We start from the raw sequence: 19,663 nt of genomic DNA, 5'->3' as shown, positions 1-19,663 counted from the left end.
ACTTATGAGCATGATGTTGTTTCAATTTCTTATGTAATTATGTGTATATTTAATCTTCATCAGGAGAATACAGATCCTTTCGGAATTCTTCTAATGAATTGTACTCTCCTGCATACTGATGATGTTTTGCTTCATATACAGCCTGATCTAATTCCGATCTACCTGTACTTGGAGCGAATGGAAGTTTGCCATGTTGATTAATATAAATATAATACATTTTTGTGGCCGTAGTCATATCTATTCCCATCTTTTTCAGATTAGCTGAAACTGTCAAATCTTTTGTGTAAATAGATCTTTCTCATAGATTGATTTTTTATTCTTTATTTAATCAAAGTAAGATTCTAAGGTGTCCTGAACCTGACCAAAGCCTTTGTGAATTCGGTTGAAGTAGCGGTCATTGTAACTCATTGCTTGGATGCCAATGAAAGTATCAAGCGACTGTTCAGTCGGAAACTCTGCTTTGGGCTTAGCCTTGCGCTTAATGACGTTGTTAAAAGATTCAATCATGTTGGTAGAGTAAATTGAAGCTCTGATCTGCTTAGGATAATTATAGAAGACCAGCAGGTCCGGCTCGATGTCTTTCAGGTTTCTTATGACATGATTATAACTCTTGTTCCATTTGGCATAGAAGGCATGCAATACATCAATAGCAGCTGCTTTATTGGCTTGCTGGTGAATCCTGCTTGAATTCGTTCATAATTGCCTCGCGATCCTCCACGCGTACTTTAGCGCAGATATTACGCATGACATGAACCAAGCAACGCTGGAAATGAGCTTGAGGATAGGTCTTTGCCAGTGCTGTCTTCATGCCCACAACGCCATCTGAAAGAAAAAGCTTTACTTGCTCTAAGCCGCGAGACTTCATGCTTTGGAGCAGCTCCGTCCAGACTTCGATGTTTTCATTGGGCGCAATGCAGTAGTCGATAACTTCCTTGTGGCCATTAGGTTTGATGCCAATGGCAATATAGACAGCTTCACGTTCAAAAGTTTCTCGGCGCAGAGGAACGTAGGTAGCGTCTAGATAAACGCAGAAGAACTTATCACTGAGTTTGCGCTGATGATAGGCCTCAACTTTTGGAATCATCTGCTTGGAGATGTTAGATACCTGAGCTGGGCTGTAATGGCTGCCATACATCTTTTCAATCAAATCAGCTATCTCTCTGGTGGTTACGCCTTTGGAATATAGCTTGATAATCATACTTTCCAAAACATCGGAGTGCTGCTTGTAGTCAGGCAGCGTGTGCTGATGAAACAGGTCGTTACGGTCTCGTGGCACCTGGATTTCAATCTCGCCAAACTGCGTATCAACCTTGCGAAAGTAAACACCATTGCGTGAACTGCCTGTATTCCAGCCAGCTCTGGCATAAGGATCATAGCCTAAAAACGCAGTCAGTTCAGCTTTCAATAGGTCATTAACTGCTTGCTGGAGTTCTTTGCACAATAAATTGTTTATTTTGTCTTGATTGAATAGAGCTTGTGCCATATTTTTGGTAAAATCATTCATGAAGGAGTTCTTCTTTCTGTATGTGTTTTTTTGTTTAAACCAATCATACGAGAAAGGAACTCCTTTTTCTAATATTTTAAGAAATTAATTTAAGGAATCATTCATCCTTACACAAACTATTTTACAGTCTCAAATTAGTAACATTTCCTGTAATACATAAAAGAATTGTTTTAAGGAAAGCATTCTTTTACATTTCATACACTTAATTATCCCAATACTTCTTATAAATACTAGGTTCAATCTTCGCCCAGTTTTTCCGTATAAAAAGGGCAAGTAGCATTCGCTACTTGCCTCGAAAAAACGGCTCTATCTAAAAGTTAAGATATCTTATTCACATGCGTAAATAAATACATGTAGTAACCTTTTGTTATAACCTAAATATTTATACTTTACATCTTTAAATCCTACACTTAAAATTAGCTGCACATCCAAGCTTACCGTATAATCATTTGTAACTACGTCATACTCACGTGATAATTGATAACGTTTATTAAATTTGGAATAATCTCTTTCCTTGATAGCAAAATCAACAAAGATAATTTACAAGTACCATTAATTTAAAGATTGATGCTAGACTTTTGGACTTCCAGCTAATTTGAATGGACGTTCTTTTCATGAATTTTAAGGTATGACAAAAAGGTTCTAACTCGATTGAACTATCACTGCGCGTAATATTATATTACGTCAATATCAAAATAGCGGAGGGGGAAATCCTCCACTATTTTATTCGAAAAATTAATTAATTATTTTTTATCTTCTTATAAATTAAACACAACGTAAATTGCAATAATAAATTGAACGCTTAAGCTGCTTGATAGATTTGATCTAATTCTCTCTCAAAGATTTCATCTGGCGTGTGATATGCCAGGATCTTTCTGGGCAAAGAGTTGCACCAGGCTTCAATATCAATGATTTGTTGGAGAGAATAGTTATTGATGCAGTCTCCTTTAGGAATGAATCTGCGGATCAGGCCATTATGTCTTTCAACAGTTCCTTTATCACAAGAAGTATAAGGATGAGCATAATAAATAAGCGTTTTAGAGACTTGTTCCAGATTAGCTAGATCCGCAAACTCTGAACCATTATCAGTAGTAATTGTCTTAAAGATATCGTTCCAATGCTCGCTGTACTGTTTTTGAAGCATTTGAAAAGCCTGCATGACGCTGGCAGAGGTCTTGTCAGGTATACGAATAATCAGGAATTCGCGGCTCATGCGCTCGGAAAGAGTTAACAGAACCTGATCGTCCTTGGTCTTATGACCCAAGACAAGATCGCATTCCCAATGACCAAATTCGCTGCGCTGCTCAATCTCTTTAGGCCGCTCTTCGATGCTTCGTCCCAGCTTCTTCCTGTTTTGGCGAACATGATGAAGCTTGGTATTGCGCTTGAGCTTTTCGGGCAAGTCATAGTTTTTGATGGTCATCAGTCCTTGATCAACGTAGTTGTACAGAGTTCTGGTGCAGACTGTTTGATAATGCGAGAATTCCCCGGTAGCTAAACTACGGTTGGCACAAACGTCAAGCGACCAGCCGTCTTCAAAGAAATGCTTAATGACATAATTGATAAAGCCAGCCTTCTTCAAGAAAGCTGATTTGCGGCCACAGTGGCGCCGATTTATTTGATAAACGCTTTGGCCCTGATCAGCCTTGTAGCGCTTCTGCTTGCCGTGATAGAGAGAAACAGTGCCCCGTCTGACTTCATAGCTGATCGTAGAAGGAGAGCAGCCCAGTTCGCGAGCAATTGCTCTAATAGAGCAGCCATCTTTTAAGCGAGTTTGGATAATAACCCGTTCTTCAAATGACAAGTGCTTGCCTTTAACGTGCTGATTCATGGTAGAATGTAAAGAGTCCATTTGTGACCTCCAATAGATGTTTTTGTGGTTATTAACATTCTATCAAACAGGTTCAGATGGACTTTTATTTTTTACAAAGTGTTCAACTTAATTTTACAATCGACCAAATTAAACACAATAATAAAAAATCACACTAAATATTTATTTTGACTTCAGTAAAGTTACTTCTTGTGTATACAGCTCCGTTTTAACATTTAAATTAAAAAAATTTATTATACATTTCAGCACCTAGAATAGTAAGTCACACAACTTATTAATTATTGAAATCAATTACTTTGTTAAACATAGATTTTTCTTCAGAGGTAAGATGGTGTGCGACCTCAATAAGAGTTCCATGATATTCCTTTAAAAGAGTATCATGTATTATCTTAGAAAGTTTAGGATCTAACGAAGCAGTTGCTTCATCTGCCAGTATTACTGATCGCTTAAAGAACAATGCTCGAGCAATTTCTATTCTTTGTTTTTGCCCACCAGATAAATTGCTGCCTGAAATTCCTACTTTAAAGCTCAATCCCTTTTCTCTTACCAGCTCTTCTAACCCAGCTTTCTTTATAACACTATTTAATGTATTTCCATAATCTGGATATCCTAAAGTAATATTGTAAAGTATGGTATCATTTAATAGTTTAGGTTCTTGATTAATATAACTAAAATAATTATGAACTCCACTAAGATTTGAAACTACATCATTTCCATTAATTAAATATTTTCCACTTTTAATATACATATTCCCTAACAATGTGTTTAAAAGTGTAGATTTTCCCCACCCAGAAGGTGCAACAATTAAAACTTTATCACCCTTTTTGATGTTAAAGGACACATCCTTAAAAATAACTTTATCATCGTATGCAACTGTCACATTTTTTAATTCAATACTTTTTATGTCATGTAAATTAGATTGGCTTTTAGAATAATAGTTACTATCGTTTGATATTTTTTTAAACTTTTCCCACATGGGCTTAGCAACTTTCAGATCATTAAAATAAGCAGAAATAGTAATTACTGGGTTAACGAAATTATTAGACAACTGACTAATCATGATTAATGTACCCAAGGTAATATTTTTTTGACTTACAAGGTAAACACCAAAAGCAATAGGAGCAATAGTAATTGCACTATATGCTATTATACTAATGGCTTCATTAGTAAAGCCCTGCCAAAAATTTAATTTCATTAGAGCTACTTCCATTTTATTGGCTAATACTTTGAAACGTTCCCAGAGATTACTTTCTGTATTATATAATCTGGCAGAAGACGCAAACATTTCCGTTTCCTTAACAATCTCAGTATATCTACTGTTACTCTTCTCCCAACCTTTCGACTTGTTTTCAATATTCTTTCCCATTAATCTTTGCAAAATTCCTGGTAAAAAAGATGCTACCATAAAGATTATAGTTAAAGATAATGACCCTACTATTGCCGAAATTACTGCAGTTCCAAATTGAATTCCGTTTGTTAAAATTTGTAGCTCTGCTTCCACCCTATTTGTTTCAATTGACTTTAAATCGTTAGTAAAAAAAGATGTATTCACTTTTACGTATGGGCGAGCATTAAAGATTAGGTATTTGCCTGTAATTGCTTTGATATTATAGTTTATTTTCTGTACAACTGTAAAATATATTTTTTGATACCCAACACCTATTATCCAAAATATTATTAATCCTAAAAAGGCAATCATAACTAAACCTAATAATTGATTAAGTTGCGGTCTTGAAATCCAATTTATCATCTGCTGACTAATTATCGCAATAAATACTACTTGCAAAGATTTGAAAAAGGAAATAACAAGAAAAAGAAAGCGATACCGAATTTCTACATATTGTAGTGCCATAGAAACCTCCAAATATTAAACATTATGATTTAGACCTTGCAAAAACTTTCGGAATAACATCACACCATTTTCTATTGCTTCATCTTCAGATACGTTGAAAACCTTTTCTAATATCAAACTGATATCTAACTTTACTGCATTATTTATATATTCAATAAACGTAATATATAAATTAGAATCATTAATAAAAGACGAGGAAATAAAAAGTCCCAAAAGATATGCTCGAGGATACAGAAACAGCTCAGCTTCATTGAATAAAAAATCATCATTCATGGAAATATTATGATGGCTATATTTCAAATTTAAAATCTTTTTATTTGGAAAAAGCGTAGTGATAGTCTCTAATCTCTTATTGATAATTTCATTCCACGAAAGTTCGGTTTCATTTTCAGCAAAAACTTTCTTTTGGTATAAATCCATAGAAAATGGTACAGATATAAGTCTATATAAATAAAACAAAAGGTCAAAAGAATAATCATTATTTTGTGGATCATTCATTAATTGATGCATAACTAACGTCTCATTTATAAATGCAAAAGTCTCTGCCGTTAATGTGGACATATTAACCTTAGCAGTAGCATTTTCAATAAATGAATTGAAATAATTATGCCCTATTTCATGCCCTAATGTAAGTAACCCCCATAAATTATTATCTTGCTTTATGAATGAAGTTGATACATTATATCTTTCATCAAACGAAGTAAATGATGTTTTATATTGTTTAGATACTTTTAAAAAATTATGCTCATTCATAAATTCAATATGTTGTGTAAGAGAATAATTAGGAATTAAGTTATCAACTAGAGATACTTTTTTTATTTGATCACTAAGAGATATAAGTTTTGGAGTTGAGATCTGCGGTTTATATTTGAGAAAATCTATCTCTTCATCTGGAAAAAAAGTATTATTTATTTCTCGTACTAATGAAGCTAAACATGGCAATTGTCTTTTTAAATTGCTAAGCTGCTTAACATATTTATCGCGCACTTTTTTCTTTTTCTTATTAACTAAAGATACAGTTTCTGACTCTACTTTTTTTAAACAATTATCCAAGTTTTGAGCTAGTTTTGAAGACATAATTATATTTGGCATTATTTCATTGTAAAAATGTTTTATATTCATATCCTTTCCAGAATAAGCTATATGTAAAGAATCTCTCTTAGATCTGAACTCATCTACGGTCGTATTTATCTCTTCAATGTCTAAATTAAAATTTTCACTAATAGCTTTAATTTCTTCTATGTTATCCTCATTACCACTCAATAGATATTGTGAATAAAGATTATTTAAGTGAGAATCCAATACAAACTTAAAGAAGAATGTCTTATCATTAATATTTAATTTTTTATTAGTTAAATAATGACTAAATATTGATGATTCATTATCAAATAAAGAATATTCTAAGTAGTCCCAGCCATAATCTAATTTGGGAAGCATTTTTTGTAGCCAAAGTCGTAACATTAATAGAGCTATTAAATCCCCTAAAAAGCCCATTCCCGAATTGTCTTTTATAACGTCATAATCCTTTACCTCTTCTTCATAGTCTTCTAAAAAAGAATTCGATACAATTGTGGCAAAAACTAGCTTTCTATTATAACCAGCAATATAAGTCGGATAGATGTCGTTTATTTCACGTACTATTTGCAACAATTGACTGCCTAAATTGTCAAATGCACAAAAAACATATGTATTTTTCTTATCTTTATTAGCCACCAAATTATCCAATTGCTTTTTATCAGAAAGATAATTTGATTCTGTTTTAATATTTAAACTATGATTATCCAATAATCGATTTTTTAAAGCCTCAACCTTATATTTACCAATGTCTTTTTCGGTGTAATAATGCTGATGAGATAAATTCTTATGTTCAACTTTATCTCCGTCAATCAAAACAAAATTAGTTACCCCCATTTGTATTAAATAATACAGCATAGAGGTACCCAGAGTTCCTAATCCAATAATTACCGCTACTTTATTTTTTACCTTGTCTGAAAATAAATATCTATCCGTAGTATCCATAAAATTCTTAACAAAGTTCAACAAACGCGGATTATTTTCCTGTTTTAAGTCAACTTTTTTGTAAACCAAATTATGTGATTCTAAAAATTGTAAATATTCTTCCTGAGTAGCAGAAAGTCTTTTTTTTGATTTGTTTGTTTTATTTAAATATCGTAAAAAAGAAATAAACTCTCCATATTCTTCAGGTTTAATTTTTAAAGTTTTTCCGTCTGTACCAGGCAATTGTACTGATATAATTTTATCGTTAGTATTCCCTAAAAAGCCTAAGTTCGATCTTAATTTCATTTAAATTCTCCATAATGCATATTCATATAAAAAAAGATTGATAAATTTATACGCGTGGTGCTAGTTAAATCGTTCTAGACAATAAGCTAGATTAAAGCTAGATTATAAGTCAGAATAGCAATTTCTAATCGTGCTTGAAAGCCAGTTAAACTGCGCGCTCGATTGTTCTCGGCGTTGTAATGAGTTAGAAGTGAAAAGTCGCTTTCAATTGTTCTGCGAATAGCCATCAATTGACGATCATCGTGCTTTTTGGCGCCAGCCATGTTTTTCCGATATGGCGTCCACAGTTCATAGCCCATTTGCTTTAATTGATCATGCAATCGTTTGCCTAAATAGCCCTCATCGCCAAGCAGATAGCGATTGGGTGGATGAGTATTTTTCATTAGTTCCACCGTTTCCTTGGCATCATGGACTGAGGCGCGGGTTACGGCATAATCAAGAACATAGCCGTCGTCGCTGACAATCGCATGAACTTTGAAACCATAATAGTAGATCTTTTTGGTTGCCTTATAGCCAATATTCGCAGAACCGCGAAAAATCCTTACGCGATAATTGCGAACCGGCTGACAAACTGGAACGGGAAAACTGTCAATAATCAAGAATTGTCCGCTTAAATCAACTTTTTGATTCATTTTTTGGCGTATCTGATAAATCAACTGGAGCAGCTGTCGAGAACGGCGGTTAAAACGCGAATGCGATAGACAGCCGAAGCATTCGCAGAACCTTCTTTGTGATTCGATTCCAGTCTTGGCCTGCCAGATAAGCAAAGCCAAGATTAAACTGTCCGTAGCTTTTACCTGGTTGATGTTTCGCCGTTGACTAAATTCAGCCGGAGCAGATAAACGATACCAGTACCGGCAAATTTTGACTAAATCCTTAAAACCAACTTGTGTTAGGATGACTAAAACGCTTAAGCTTAAGGCAGCTCAATCAGATCAGACTCTTTTCTATTGAATACTACAACTTGAGTCTAGTCCGATTGGACTTTTTTATTAACTAAAACGATTTAACTAGCACCACGCGTAAATTTATTAATAAATCTATCAATCTAACTATCAAAGTAAGCTACTTCATTAGCAACCACTCAAGCAGTAACAAGTATTTGGTCTATTATGTTCACCAAACTTAACCTTATTGACCAACTTAACTTTAGCTCCCGCCTTAACATCATTTTTTTCCTCTTTTTTCATTATAAGTTACCTCCTTTTAATTAACTTTATTAAAAGTATATTAACAATATTAAATTTTGTCAATCGATTTTCAAAATTATTTTTAATGTCTATAATTTTGACGATTTTAGTTACAATTAAGTTTATAAAAGACCAATAATCTAATGTTTTTTGCCCAATATTAGATTACTAGTCTTATTTTTGGAGGGAACTAAGTACTAAATAGAATTTGACTCCCTTTTCATGTTTGTTGGGCATAGTCCAATGAAAGCTGGGGCTACAGATAGTTATTGCCAAATGTAGTGAACCACAAGCCAATAGGACACTATAGATAAAGGAAGTGACTAGAAAGAAAACTTCTCTTATAAAGGTTAACGCAACGAAAACTAAAGTTGTGCGGCCAACTAAGAAAAATTTTCAAGGCTTTGGCTTTTGGAAAAAGGACGAACATTGACAAGCAAAACTAGGAGAAAGTCAAACTTTATGACAAGATCAAAGATCTGATCCATAGAAGAAAAGCAGTTGTTCAACCACTACTATCATTAATATTTACCAAGGTAAACTAAGTGGTCAGAGGCAAATTCAACTACTTCAAAATTTGCGATATAAAAAATACTATTTATCTCGCAAATAATTACAAACATAATATCGGATACGGAACCGTATGTACGGTGAAATGAGGGAGAACAGAATCGATCTTCCCCTACTCTATTAAATTTTTAATAACTAGGAGTTATTAAGCAATTCTAATATTACTTAACCAAAACTCAAAAATCGCTGTCGTCTCATATTTTTTGATTTAACTTAATTCTTTGATTAGCAACCTGTTTAATAAAGTGCTGATCGTGCTCAATTAATAACATTGCTGGTTTGATTTTTTGTAGTAATTTTATTATTTGATCTTGATTAAAAATGTCTAAATAATTTGCAGGCTCGTCCCACAAATATAAATCAGCAGGTTCTACTAATGACTTTGTTATTGCAACCCTTTTCTGTTGCCCCATGCTCATTTTTTCAATTGGAGTATTAAAGGCGGAACGGGGAAATCCCATTTTCTTTAAAAGATTTAACAATCTTTCATAGGGAATTTTTTGTTTTTTAGCAAATTCTTTCAGCGTTCCAGTATATTGATTAAAATTTTGAGGCAAATATGAGATTGATAAACCGTTGGTTAATTTATATTTGCCTTGATAGCTGCTATCAACTGCTTGACCTAATAATAGCTTTAAAAACTTAGACTTGCCGGAACCATTTTTGCCTTCTAATGAAATTACACCGTGATTCCTTATAATTAAATTTAGATTATCGAATAAGCATTTATTACCAACAGTTAAACTAAAATGTTGTGTTTCTAGCAGCGTCTGATGGTAATTAGGTTTAAAGTTTATGGTCAACTCAGGCACATCTTCAATATTCGCCATTAGTCCTCTTTTAGAATCAATTTTTCGATCCAAACGGCGTCGTGTATTAATAGCTTTTTTCATCATCTTCGCAGCATCGTGACCTATAGCACCTTTATTCAATTGAGTACGTCGATTAATAATATGCTTTGTTTTCATACCAGAATATTTTTGAGCTTCGATGCTATCCGACCAATTATTAAAACGAACATACTTCCTATTTAAATTTTTAATTTCTCCCTGTAATTTTTTATTTTTTAGCTGATTAAATTCATCTCTCTTTTGTTTTGTATCTTCATAAGTATAAAAATCTCCCTGATATAAATGAATTTCGGTATTTTCGATTGCTAAAATGTGATCAGTTACTTGATTTAAGAAATCACGATCATGGCTAACAACAATATATCCTTTAGTCTGTTTAACTAAATAATTCGCAACTTCCTTACGACTAATTTCATCTAAATGGTTAGTTGGTTCATCGATCAAGGCAAATGAATCTCTATCAGTAAATGATAGAGCCAATAAAACTTTAGTCCGTTCTCCGCCACTCAGAGTATTAAATGGCTGCCACAATAAATCAATACCAACATTCATCAAATTTAGTTCTCGCTCTAATTTCCATTGATCAAAATTTTTTTGTTTTTGTAACTCATAAAAAGTGATATTTTTAGGTTCATTAATAGTAATTGGATAATACGAAAATGGTATTTTAGTTTGAATTTTTCCTGATCCATAGAGCTTTCCACGAAGTAAATTTAAAAACGTAGTCTTGCCACGTCCATTTCTTCCAACTAGTCCTAGTTTCCAAAAACTGTCTAAATTCAAATTTAAATTATTAAAAATATTTTCACTGCTATCATTGTATCTAAAAGAAAGATTTACAATTTTAATATTACTCATCAAATCACCTCTCAAAAAATAACGTATTATGCTTGCATATGGCTCCAGCCAATACAAATTCAAAAACAATCTAAAATAAATATTATCATCACAATACTATTATAAATAATTTTAGCTTTTTAGTATCAATTCCTTTGAGGTAGACTGTCAAATATTAACTTTGTCTTAATCTATTGAACACGTATGGTGCTAGTTAAAGTGTTTTAGCCATCCTAGCACAAGTGAAAATACGAAAAATTTCAAAATCATAGTCTCTATGTTATAATCAGTGTAGCAACGAAGAAATTACAGTGTCAAAACAAGATGCTCAAAAAGCCTTACCAACGCAACTGGTAAGGCTTCTTTTTTCACTCATGGCAACTACTGAGCGTGAGGGTTGAATGGTGCGACTACGCTACTTTTTATCGTTGTCTCGATTATCCAACCAGTGGTCGAATAGTGCAAGCACTATCCCCACAATAATGGGTGCAACTCTTTGCCTAGAAAGATCCTGGCATATCACACGCCAGATGAAATCTTTGAGAGAGAATTAGATCAAATCTATCAAGCAGCTTAAGCGTTCAATTTATTATTGCAATTTACGGTAAATAAAAATTCTTAATTACCAAGAAATTAAGAAGAAACATTGGTGGCAATTCTGGAGATAGAAAAAAGTACTTGACGAATATAACTATTCTTCTATAATAAATAAATAATTATTTAAAAATTAAGGAGAATTTAATAATGAGAAGCAAACAATTAGTTTTAGTATTCAGTAGTCTGTTAGTATTATTGGTATCTTCGTGGACTATGAGTAGTACTGTATTAGCTGATACTCAAAGTGGTTCAGGTGATTCTGCAGTTGTGTTACCGGTTAACAACAATCAGTCTACAGGAGATATTACTGGTAATAATGTAATTACTATTCCTCTTCAAAGTAATAAGCCTGTCTCTCAAAATTCATTTTCGCCTTTTGGAAGCTTCCCGACAATCAAGTTTGGAGATGCTGGTTACATTAGATTGTATGCATCAGGTGGTAGATTTTATATCCATATTGGAGTAACAGATTGGAATTATTTTCCAATTTATAGATTTCAAGGGAAATTAACAGCACATTTTACTAATGGAAAAAAGAAAACTTGGTATTTGAATTTTAGCCATTTTGCCAAAACTGACTGGTCTTCATATAGAACGTACTCTACGTATGGTAAACATGGTAGAGTTTCTCTGACTGGTCATGCTTACAGTTTAGCTCGTGCTGATGTAATTAATAATTCTATGGGATTCTAATATGAGGAAAGAAAAAAGGGTTAAATTAGTAGAGTTATTGGCCTTTTTTAAAGACATAAATTTTGAAAAATGTGTGAATGGTATTACTATATATTGTTCTAATTTGGATAAGTTAGTAGAGATATTAAATTTTTTGGGAGGAATGGGAGCCTATTTTAATATTATTTATGAAAGTACTGAAAAGGATTTTATAGATAAAGAGAAGTATGCAATTACAGTTATAGATTATGATTGTGATTTTGAAAAACATGAACAACATTTTATATAGTATCGTTTTAAAGAATATAAACTTATTTTGCTTAACGCTGTAAGGCCTTGTGACGATTACTACTGTCGATAATATGCATTACATAAACTAAAAGACCCCACTTTTCTAAATTTGGAAAATGAGGTCTTTTTTGTTTCAAGTTAACACTGTGTTGATGCCTTAATTTCAGCATCACATTGTTTGGTGTCCTTTCTTTGATTTAAAGACTTCAAACCCTTCTTTAAATTGATCGCTTTCAAGATAATTATCACTGTTAAGTTCCTTGAAAATTTGTTGATTAAGAATAAATCAAAGTTAATGTATGCGATTAAGCACAAAACTGGGCCTTAAAGATGGCATCTAAATATAATATTTATACTGGTAAGTTAAGAATTAATTTTGTTTCAGAAAACAAGATCCCAATATCACATTGAACCAATACAGGTGATTGGAAATTTGATAGATAGGTAACTAAAAGAGAATTGGTCTGCTTGTGAAGCTTTTTTGAAAAATAAAAAAGAATGCTGAAATAACGGCATTCTCTAAATGTGTACGGTTTGTTTTTCACAAGCCTATTTTTTTGCGCTTTTTAGCCTTTGAGAAAGTAAGCTTGAAGGTGGTTCTAAAATCTCTTTCGATTATTCAAATAATCTCTTAAATGTTGTTGAATCTTAGGAGATGGTATTTTACCTTGATTCTTCTTGAAATCATCAATTAATATTGCAAGCTGGCCTCTAGCTCTTACTAAATCATCTCTTTTAGCTACTTGCTTTAAATATTCTTTTTCTAATTTCTTCTGAAGCTTTTTTTGCTGTCTATCTGGGAAAGCTCTAGAATTAGTTTCTAATTTCTGTTGCAAAATCAAGATATTTTGATTGAAATTACATATTTCTCTATCATATTCCCGCAGTTTAGTGATCCCACCATTATCTTTAAACATTTCCTTTAATTGTTTAGTTGCTACTATTTTATCTCTTAAGCTAGTAGCTGAAACTGTCAAATCTTTTGTGTAAATAGATCTTTCTCATAGATTGATTTTTTATTCTTTATTTAATCAAAGTAAGATTCTAAGGTGTCCTGAACCTGACCAAAGCCTTTGTGAATTCGGTTGAAGTAGCGGTCATTGTAACTCATTGCTTGGATGCCAATAAAAGTATCAAGCGACTGTTCAGTCGGAAACTCTGCTTTAGGCTTAGCCTTGCGCTTAATGACGTTGTTAAAAGATTCAATCTGATCAATTCATTACGCGTTAAATAGTTAGTCATTACATATCCTTTAGAACTTCAAAAGCTTTTTTATGCTCTGCCATAAATTTTTTTGCAAAATCATCAACTTCTTGATTTTCATTAGGAGTAACTACAGTAAAGGATATAGTTTTGTTATCAGGACTGATGGTTTTTATTAAATCAGCAGATTCATCAATACCCAATTGTTTACGATCTTCCTTACTAATACGAATTGCGTAAGAATTGCCATTTTTGAAAATATGTTTTGTATTATTAGCAGCCATAACGCATCTCCTTTGTACATACACCTTTGCCTTTTTGTATATATTATAGCATTTGCTTTGTAAAAAATCGTATTACAATTTAGATATTTTCTTATTAATACAACTATGTGTAATTGCGTTTTTATATAAAATATTTCGTATTAATTATAAAAACTATTGCTTATCAAATATCTCATCTTTTAAAAAGTTAAAATAGGTTTGCCGACTTATAACTACAGATACTTGACTTTCCATTCCATATCTTAAGTATACTTTTTGCCTTTTAGTAGGCGAAATATTTGAAACTAATAGGTAACCTTCTTTTCCCGCAACTTCTTTGGGATAAATCGCTACACTTTTTACTTTTCCATCAACAATTATGGTTTCTCCATGTCTATTTTTCATTTGAAATTTAGTATTTTGATTCTTTCGTAATAAAGAAATTTCATCATTTGGAACATAAGAAACTATCTTTAAACTTTTTTGATTATTTAAGCTAGGAAATAGAATTATTCTATTTCCAGAAAGATGCGCTTCTCTATTTTCTCTTAATTTTACTTTCTTCCCTGAATTCAAGGTTACTGTTTTACCTTTATTAAATATCTGTCCTTCATAATAATTTGAGTTTTGAGCTAGAGTATCAAAAATATAATCCAAGCTTACGCCGAATTCTTGCCTTAGTTCAGTGATTGCCTGGGCTATTTCTTGTGATATTTCTGATCCAAGGCGCTTAGTTTTTTACGTAAGCATTCACAATACGCAATTTTAAGTTTTCTTCTTCTAGTTGCTGGATCCGCTTCTTCAAATCCTTGCGTGATGGGCTGGGTTTCTTGTTCATGAGCAGGATGTCGTCCTTTCTTCTTGATAACGACATTATACCCATTTTTCTTGTATTCGCGAATCCAATTGCACAAAATACCATTGCTTCTTAAACCTAGATCAAGTGATAAATCATCGAGTGATTTAGTTCTTGTTAGAGCTTTAACGATTGCCTCTTCTTTAAAATCTTTAGTAAATCTAGTGTTTGGCTGATCATAGATTTCAATACCATATCGATCAATTAATTTGATCATATAATTTAAACTTTGTTTATTCAATTTTTGACTACGAGCAATTTGAGATACTGATTGATTCCTTAATTTCCAATCATTATAAACTTCTAATCTTTGTTCTTTATTTAATTTAGACATAGTAAAAGCCGTAAAAGTGTCTAACTTTTACGGCTCACTACAACTTTCAAAGTTGGTCCTTTTTTCATTAGATAAATTTTTTATTAATGTCAAGTTGAGTTAGCACATCAGAATTCAGTTTATTCAAACTGACATTTTCATGAACATCTATAGTTGGATCTGCTACTAAAATATTTTCTAAAATTAACTATCTTCATACATCAAAATATAATGCTTTTTTACTTTCATTTTGCTAGGATAAAAGTGTAATAGTTGTTGCAAATTTAAAAGATATGAAGATGTTTAAGAATGATAAAAAAAGCTAATCAAATATTACATCGTCCTTTTTCCAGTACAATTACTAGTCGCCTAGTTCGGGCAATCGCTGTAGGATTAATTACTGGATTAATAGTTAGTATATTTCGCTGGATAATCGATCATACTATGCAAATACTTTATTTTATTTATCCGCAAATGAGGGCCAACCCTGTGTGGATAATTCCTTACATTATATTAATGATTGTAATTACCATTATTTTAGGTAAAATTATTGTCCCTTATCTTGATCAACTAGTAGGATCAGGGGTACCACAAATTGAAGCAATTTTCCTAAATGAAAACAAAATGCCTTGGTGGTCCGTCCTATAGGAGGTTTGTTAGCTATTTGTCCTGGACTAATGCTAGGACGTGAAGGTCCATGTATTGAAATAGGATCTATGGTTGGCCAAGGATTAGCAGAAACTACATTTAAGTCAGATGGAGAAGAATTGCAAGAATGCGGGGTCGTTGCAGGTCTTGCGGCAGCCTTTAGTGCTCCAATTGCAGGTGCATTATTCTTAGTCGAGGAAATTTCTTTTGACTTTAAGCCTAAGAAAGTCATCGCAGTTTTAGCGGCTACTTTTTCAGCTGACTTTGTCACTATTCTATTTTTTGGCAATCAGCCATGTCTATATTTACCTGTTAATGGTTATTTACCGGTCAATATTTATTGGACCTTACCTATTATCGGCGTAGGATTAGGCTTACGTGCATATATATATCAATATGCTCTGCTTAGCCTCAAGCCTTGGTTTAACAAGATTAAGAAAATACCGGCAATTTATCACAGCATCATTCCATTTGTTTTGATTATTCCTGTTGGTTTATGGAATGCACATTTACTTGGTGGTTCTCACGTTTTAATCGATGATCTTTTCAAAAATAATCTGGGAATACATGCGGCTACTTCATGGAGTTTTGTTTTAATTCCAGTTTTATTATTCGTCATAAGATTTGTCTTCTCCATACTGTCATACGGCTCATCTGTTCCTGGTGGTATCTTCATGCCGATCCTGGTTTTAGGAGCTATTCTTGGAATCTTTTGTGCAAATCTAATGATCAAGACTAATATTATTACTCCAACCTATTACCCACATATTTTGGTTATCTCAATGGCCGCATATTTTGGTGCAATTGAAAAGGCACCATTCACCGCTGTAATGTTAATCACTGAAATGGTCGGCACGGTTCAGCAAGTTTTACCAATGGTAATCACCGTCTTTATTGCCTACTACGTATTAGACCTTCTTGGTGGTCAGCCAGTCTACGAAGCCTTACGTTTGCAAATGGATTATCACAAATTATCTGATAATAAAACAAAGAATTAAGATTTCAGTTGAAAAAAGATACATGTATGATATAAATTTAGTATACATATAGGGAGTAACCGACAAATAATTGTACTCATGGCGTCAAGTCACGAAAGCAATTTCCGCTGTGAGTTTAAATGGTGAGACTATTACATAAACGCTCTTAAGTTTATGCAGTAGTCTCTTTTTTGTTTGGGACTTACTGAAGTTTAATGGAGGGTCTTATATTGAAACAATATTATTTACAGACCAAAGCTAAAGTCTTAGAAGAATTAAAGACGGCTAGCGGTGGTTTATCATCTCAGCAGGCTAAGGACAACTTAGCTAAGTATGGCAAGAACGCCTTAATTGAAGGCAAAAAGAAGACGACATTGCAGGTCTTTTTAGAACAATTTAAAGACTTAATGGTAATTATCTTAATTATCGCCGCTGTCATTTCTGCCTTTACTGGCGAACTTGAAAGTACTTTGGTAATTGTCGCTGTCTTAATCCTGAATGCAATTTTAGGTACTGTGCAGCACATCAAGGCTGAAAAATCGCTTGAATCATTAAAGTCGCTGTCCTCGCCTAGCGCCAAGGTCTTGCGTGATGGCAAAAAGATTGAAATTGATTCAAAAGATGTTGTACCCGGCGATATTATGCTCTTAGAAGCCGGTGACATGGTCACAGCCGACGGCCGTATTTTGGACAACTTCTCACTGCAAGTTAATGAAAGTTCTTTAACTGGTGAATCAACCAACATTGATAAGGCAGATGTAGAATTTGATCACGAAATGCCGCTTGGCGATCGCATTAACATGGTTTACTCGAGTTCTTTAGTAACTTATGGTCGTGCTAATGTGGTAGTTACCGCCACAGGGATGAACACAGAAATCGGTAAGATCGCTTCCTTGATGAATGAAACCAAGGAACGTCGTACCCCATTGCAAATTTCACTGGATAAGTTCTCGTCTAAACTAGCTACAGCAATTTTAATCATCTGTGCTATCGTGCTTGGTTTGCAAATCTGGCGTGGTCAGCCAATTATGGATGCCCTGCTCTTTGCAGTAGCATTGGCTGTAGCCGCAATTCCTGAAGCTTTAAGTTCAATCGTAACCATCGTGCAAGCTATGGGTACGCAAAAAATGGCTAAGGAAAATGCCATTATTAAAAACTTGGCTGCCGTTGAATCACTTGGTTCAGTATCAGTTATTTGTTCTGACAAGACCGGTACTTTAACTCAAAACAAGATGACAGTCCAAGATATCTATATCGGTGGCAAAACCCTTAAGCCAAATCAACTTAATCTAGACAATCAATTGCACCGTTACTTACTATATGATGCAGTGTTAAACAACGATTCTAGCTTAGTTGATGGTAAGGGAATCGGTGACCCAACTGAATACGCATTATTAGAAATGTACCGCCAAGTACCTGGTATCGACTTAGGTGATAAAGGTTTAGGCATATCAGAAGAAGATTTAAGAGGACTGTTAACTCGTAAGCAAGAAGTTCCTTTTGACTCTGACAGAAAATTGATGAGTACTAAGCACCTGATTCATACAGTTCCTACTATCTTCGTTAAGGGTGCAATCGATGTCTTGCTTGATCGCTGCGTCAACATCAGATTAGATGATAAAGTTCGCCCAATCACTGAAGAAGATAAGAAGCAAATCTTAGCTCAAAACCAACACTTCTCAGAAAATGGTTTGCGTGTTTTGACCTTCGCTTATAAAGAAAGCGATGAAGATTTAACCCCTGAAACAGAAAACGGCTTTACTTTCATTGGTTTGGTATCTGAAATGGACCCACCTCGTGAAGAAAGTATTGAAGCTGTTGCCAGAGCTAAAAAGGCTGGTATCCGCACTGTAATGATTACTGGTGACCACAAGGTTACTGCAGTTGCTATTGCTAAAAAGATCGGCATATTCAATGATGGCGACATGGCTGTTACTGGTCTTGAACTTGATAAGATGAGTGATGAAGAGCTTGAGCAAAAGATTGAAAAAATCGCCGTTTATGCTCGTGTATCTCCTGAAAACAAGATCAGGATCGTTAACGCATGGCAAAAGAAAGATCACATTGTTTCTATGACTGGTGACGGTGTTAACGATGCCCCTGCTTTGAAGAAAGCCGACATTGGTGTTGCTATGGGTATCACAGGTACAGAAGTATCTAAAGATGCTGCCAGCATGATCTTGGCTGATGATAACTTCGCAACTATCATTAAGGCTGTTGCAAATGGTAGAACTGTTTTTGAAAACATTAAAAATGCTATTATGTACCTGCTTTCAGGTAACTTGTCAGCCATCATCACAGTATTATTTGCCTCAATCGGTGGCTTCTCAGTTCCATTTGTCGCTGTGCAATTACTGTTCATTAACTTAGTTACTGACTCTCTTCCAGCTTTAGCAATCGGTGTTGAACCGGGTGCTCCTGATATCTTGGATAGAAAGCCACGTGATCCTAAGGTTGGTATCTTGAATAAGTCATTAGTTACCGAGGTAGGACTTCAAGGTTTGATCATTGCAGTCGGCGTAATTACCGCCTTCATGATTGGTCGTCAAACTAGTCCAGCTGTTGCATGTACGATGGCCTTCTCTACTTTGACATTTGCTAGATTACTTCACGGTTTCAACTGCCGTTCACAACACAGCATTTTCAAGATTGGCTTCAAGAAGAACTGGTACAGCTTAGCTGCATTTGCCGTAGGTACTTTGCTTTTAGCATTAATCTTATTTGTACCTGCATTGCACGGGTTGTTTGCAGTAACTCCTTTAACTGGCAATCAACTTCTTTGGATTATTGGTCTTGCAGTAATACCAACTGTAATCATTCAAATTGTTAAGGTAGTTAACGAAAATAGATAATAATTTTAAGCATGCAAAAAAGCTTCGTTTCTTAATGAGACGAAGCTTTTTT

At 33.8% G+C, this 19,663-nt stretch carries 13 protein-coding genes and 4 pseudogenes; 4 read left to right on the top strand and 13 right to left on the bottom strand.

All coding sequences use genetic code 11. From position 1 onward, the window contains the following. Window positions 1–49 precede the first annotated feature (49 nt). From ICI50_RS03765 to ICI50_RS03730, 8 genes and pseudogenes are all read right to left on the bottom strand, one after another. Complete coding sequence (locus tag ICI50_RS03765; RefSeq protein WP_013853825.1) at window positions 50–235, bottom strand: hypothetical protein; 186 nt, start codon at window positions 233–235, stop codon at window positions 50–52. 89 nt (window positions 236–324) lie between these two features. Then, window positions 325–1,504: pseudogene (locus tag ICI50_RS03760) on the bottom strand (IS256 family transposase). An 802-nt stretch (window positions 1,505–2,306) separates the two neighbouring features. After that, on the bottom strand, window positions 2,307–3,356 hold the full coding sequence (locus ICI50_RS03755) for an IS30 family transposase (RefSeq protein ID WP_013853823.1): 1,050 nt from the start codon (window positions 3,354–3,356) through the stop codon (window positions 2,307–2,309). Window positions 3,357–3,609: 253 nt separating this feature from the next. After that, window positions 3,610–5,187, bottom strand: a complete 1,578-nt coding sequence (locus ICI50_RS03750; RefSeq protein ID WP_188892003.1) for an ATP-binding cassette domain-containing protein — start codon at window positions 5,185–5,187, stop codon at window positions 3,610–3,612. Window positions 5,188–5,202: 15 nt separating this feature from the next. Further along, complete coding sequence (locus tag ICI50_RS03745; protein ID WP_188892001.1) at window positions 5,203–7,491, bottom strand: ThiF family adenylyltransferase; 2,289 nt, start codon at window positions 7,489–7,491, stop codon at window positions 5,203–5,205. Between the two features lie 60 nt (window positions 7,492–7,551). Beyond that, window positions 7,552–8,421: pseudogene (locus ICI50_RS03740) on the bottom strand (IS982 family transposase). A 1,024-nt stretch (window positions 8,422–9,445) separates the two neighbouring features. Next, a complete protein-coding gene (gene abc-f, locus ICI50_RS03735) occupies window positions 9,446–10,960 on the bottom strand; it encodes a ribosomal protection-like ABC-F family protein (protein WP_013853819.1) in 1,515 nt (504 codons plus the stop codon). 394 nt (window positions 10,961–11,354) lie between these two features. Continuing rightward, window positions 11,355–11,459, bottom strand: coding sequence for a type I toxin-antitoxin system Fst family toxin (locus tag ICI50_RS03730; RefSeq protein WP_143445839.1), 105 nt, complete (start codon window positions 11,457–11,459; stop codon window positions 11,355–11,357). A 224-nt stretch (window positions 11,460–11,683) separates the two neighbouring features. On the opposite strand from ICI50_RS03730, the gene ICI50_RS03725 reads away from it, so the two are divergent. Together ICI50_RS03725 and ICI50_RS03720 are read left to right on the top strand one after the other, a co-directional pair. Then, entirely contained in the window at window positions 11,684–12,229 is a 546-nt protein-coding gene (locus tag ICI50_RS03725) for a hypothetical protein (protein ID WP_054640689.1), read from the top strand. Window position 12,230: 1 nt separating this feature from the next. Further along, window positions 12,231–12,497 (top strand): hypothetical protein, encoded by a 267-nt coding sequence (locus tag ICI50_RS03720; protein ID WP_025084343.1) that lies wholly within the window; start codon window positions 12,231–12,233, stop codon window positions 12,495–12,497. Between the two features lie 601 nt (window positions 12,498–13,098). On the opposite strand, the gene ICI50_RS03715 is transcribed toward ICI50_RS03720, so the two are convergent. The 5 genes and pseudogenes from ICI50_RS03715 to ICI50_RS03700 all read right to left on the bottom strand — a co-directional run bounded on the left by ICI50_RS03715 (window position 13,099) and on the right by ICI50_RS03700 (window position 15,155). After that, window positions 13,099–13,476: a hypothetical protein gene (locus ICI50_RS03715; protein ID WP_013853815.1), complete on the bottom strand. Its 378-nt coding sequence runs from the start codon at window positions 13,474–13,476 to the stop codon at window positions 13,099–13,101. Window positions 13,477–13,526: 50 nt separating this feature from the next. Continuing rightward, window positions 13,527–13,712: pseudogene (locus ICI50_RS03710) on the bottom strand (IS256 family transposase); the annotation flags it as partial. 28 nt (window positions 13,713–13,740) lie between these two features. Continuing rightward, entirely contained in the window at window positions 13,741–13,986 is a 246-nt protein-coding gene (locus ICI50_RS03705) for an AbrB/MazE/SpoVT family DNA-binding domain-containing protein (RefSeq protein ID WP_025084325.1), read from the bottom strand. Between the two features lie 153 nt (window positions 13,987–14,139). Continuing rightward, a complete protein-coding gene (locus tag ICI50_RS10785; RefSeq protein WP_226908585.1) occupies window positions 14,140–14,622 on the bottom strand; it encodes a hypothetical protein in 483 nt (160 codons plus the stop codon). Window positions 14,623–14,663: 41 nt separating this feature from the next. Further along, window positions 14,664–15,155 (bottom strand): hypothetical protein, encoded by a 492-nt coding sequence (locus tag ICI50_RS03700; RefSeq protein ID WP_226908584.1) that lies wholly within the window; start codon window positions 15,153–15,155, stop codon window positions 14,664–14,666. A gap of 288 nt (window positions 15,156–15,443) precedes the next feature. Between ICI50_RS03700 and ICI50_RS03695 the strand changes: the two are divergent. Continuing rightward, window positions 15,444–16,780: pseudogene (locus tag ICI50_RS03695) on the top strand (ClC family H(+)/Cl(-) exchange transporter). 194 nt (window positions 16,781–16,974) lie between these two features. After that, a complete protein-coding gene (locus ICI50_RS03690; protein WP_188892000.1) occupies window positions 16,975–19,611 on the top strand; it encodes a cation-translocating P-type ATPase in 2,637 nt (878 codons plus the stop codon). Window positions 19,612–19,663 lie beyond the last annotated feature (52 nt).

Source organism: Lactobacillus kefiranofaciens, from assembly GCF_014656585.1.
Classification (GTDB): Bacteria; Bacillota; Bacilli; order Lactobacillales; family Lactobacillaceae; genus Lactobacillus; species Lactobacillus kefiranofaciens.
This window is presented reverse-complemented; position numbering and strand designations above follow the sequence as displayed.

Bases quoted from the DNA above. Each gene is read 5' to 3' on its own strand.
- abc-f (WP_013853819.1), bottom strand. From the start codon at position 10,960: ATGAGTAATATTAAAATTGTAAATCTTTCTTTTAGATACAATGATAGC.
- ICI50_RS03720 (WP_025084343.1), top strand. From the start codon at position 12,231: ATGAGGAAAGAAAAAAGGGTTAAATTAGTAGAGTTATTGGCCTTTTTT.
- ICI50_RS03690 (WP_188892000.1), top strand. From the start codon at position 16,975: ATGGAGGGTCTTATATTGAAACAATATTATTTACAGACCAAAGCTAAA.
- ICI50_RS03745 (WP_188892001.1), bottom strand. From the start codon at position 7,491: ATGAAATTAAGATCGAACTTAGGCTTTTTAGGGAATACTAACGATAAA.
- ICI50_RS03765 (WP_013853825.1), bottom strand. From the start codon at position 235: ATGACTACGGCCACAAAAATGTATTATATTTATATTAATCAACATGGC.
- ICI50_RS03755 (WP_013853823.1), bottom strand. From the start codon at position 3,356: ATGGACTCTTTACATTCTACCATGAATCAGCACGTTAAAGGCAAGCAC.
- ICI50_RS03750 (WP_188892003.1), bottom strand. From the start codon at position 5,187: ATGGCACTACAATATGTAGAAATTCGGTATCGCTTTCTTTTTCTTGTT.
- ICI50_RS03725 (WP_054640689.1), top strand. From the start codon at position 11,684: ATGAGAAGCAAACAATTAGTTTTAGTATTCAGTAGTCTGTTAGTATTA.
- ICI50_RS03705 (WP_025084325.1), bottom strand. From the start codon at position 13,986: ATGGCTGCTAATAATACAAAACATATTTTCAAAAATGGCAATTCTTAC.
- ICI50_RS03700 (WP_226908584.1), bottom strand. From the start codon at position 15,155: ATGTCTAAATTAAATAAAGAACAAAGATTAGAAGTTTATAATGATTGG.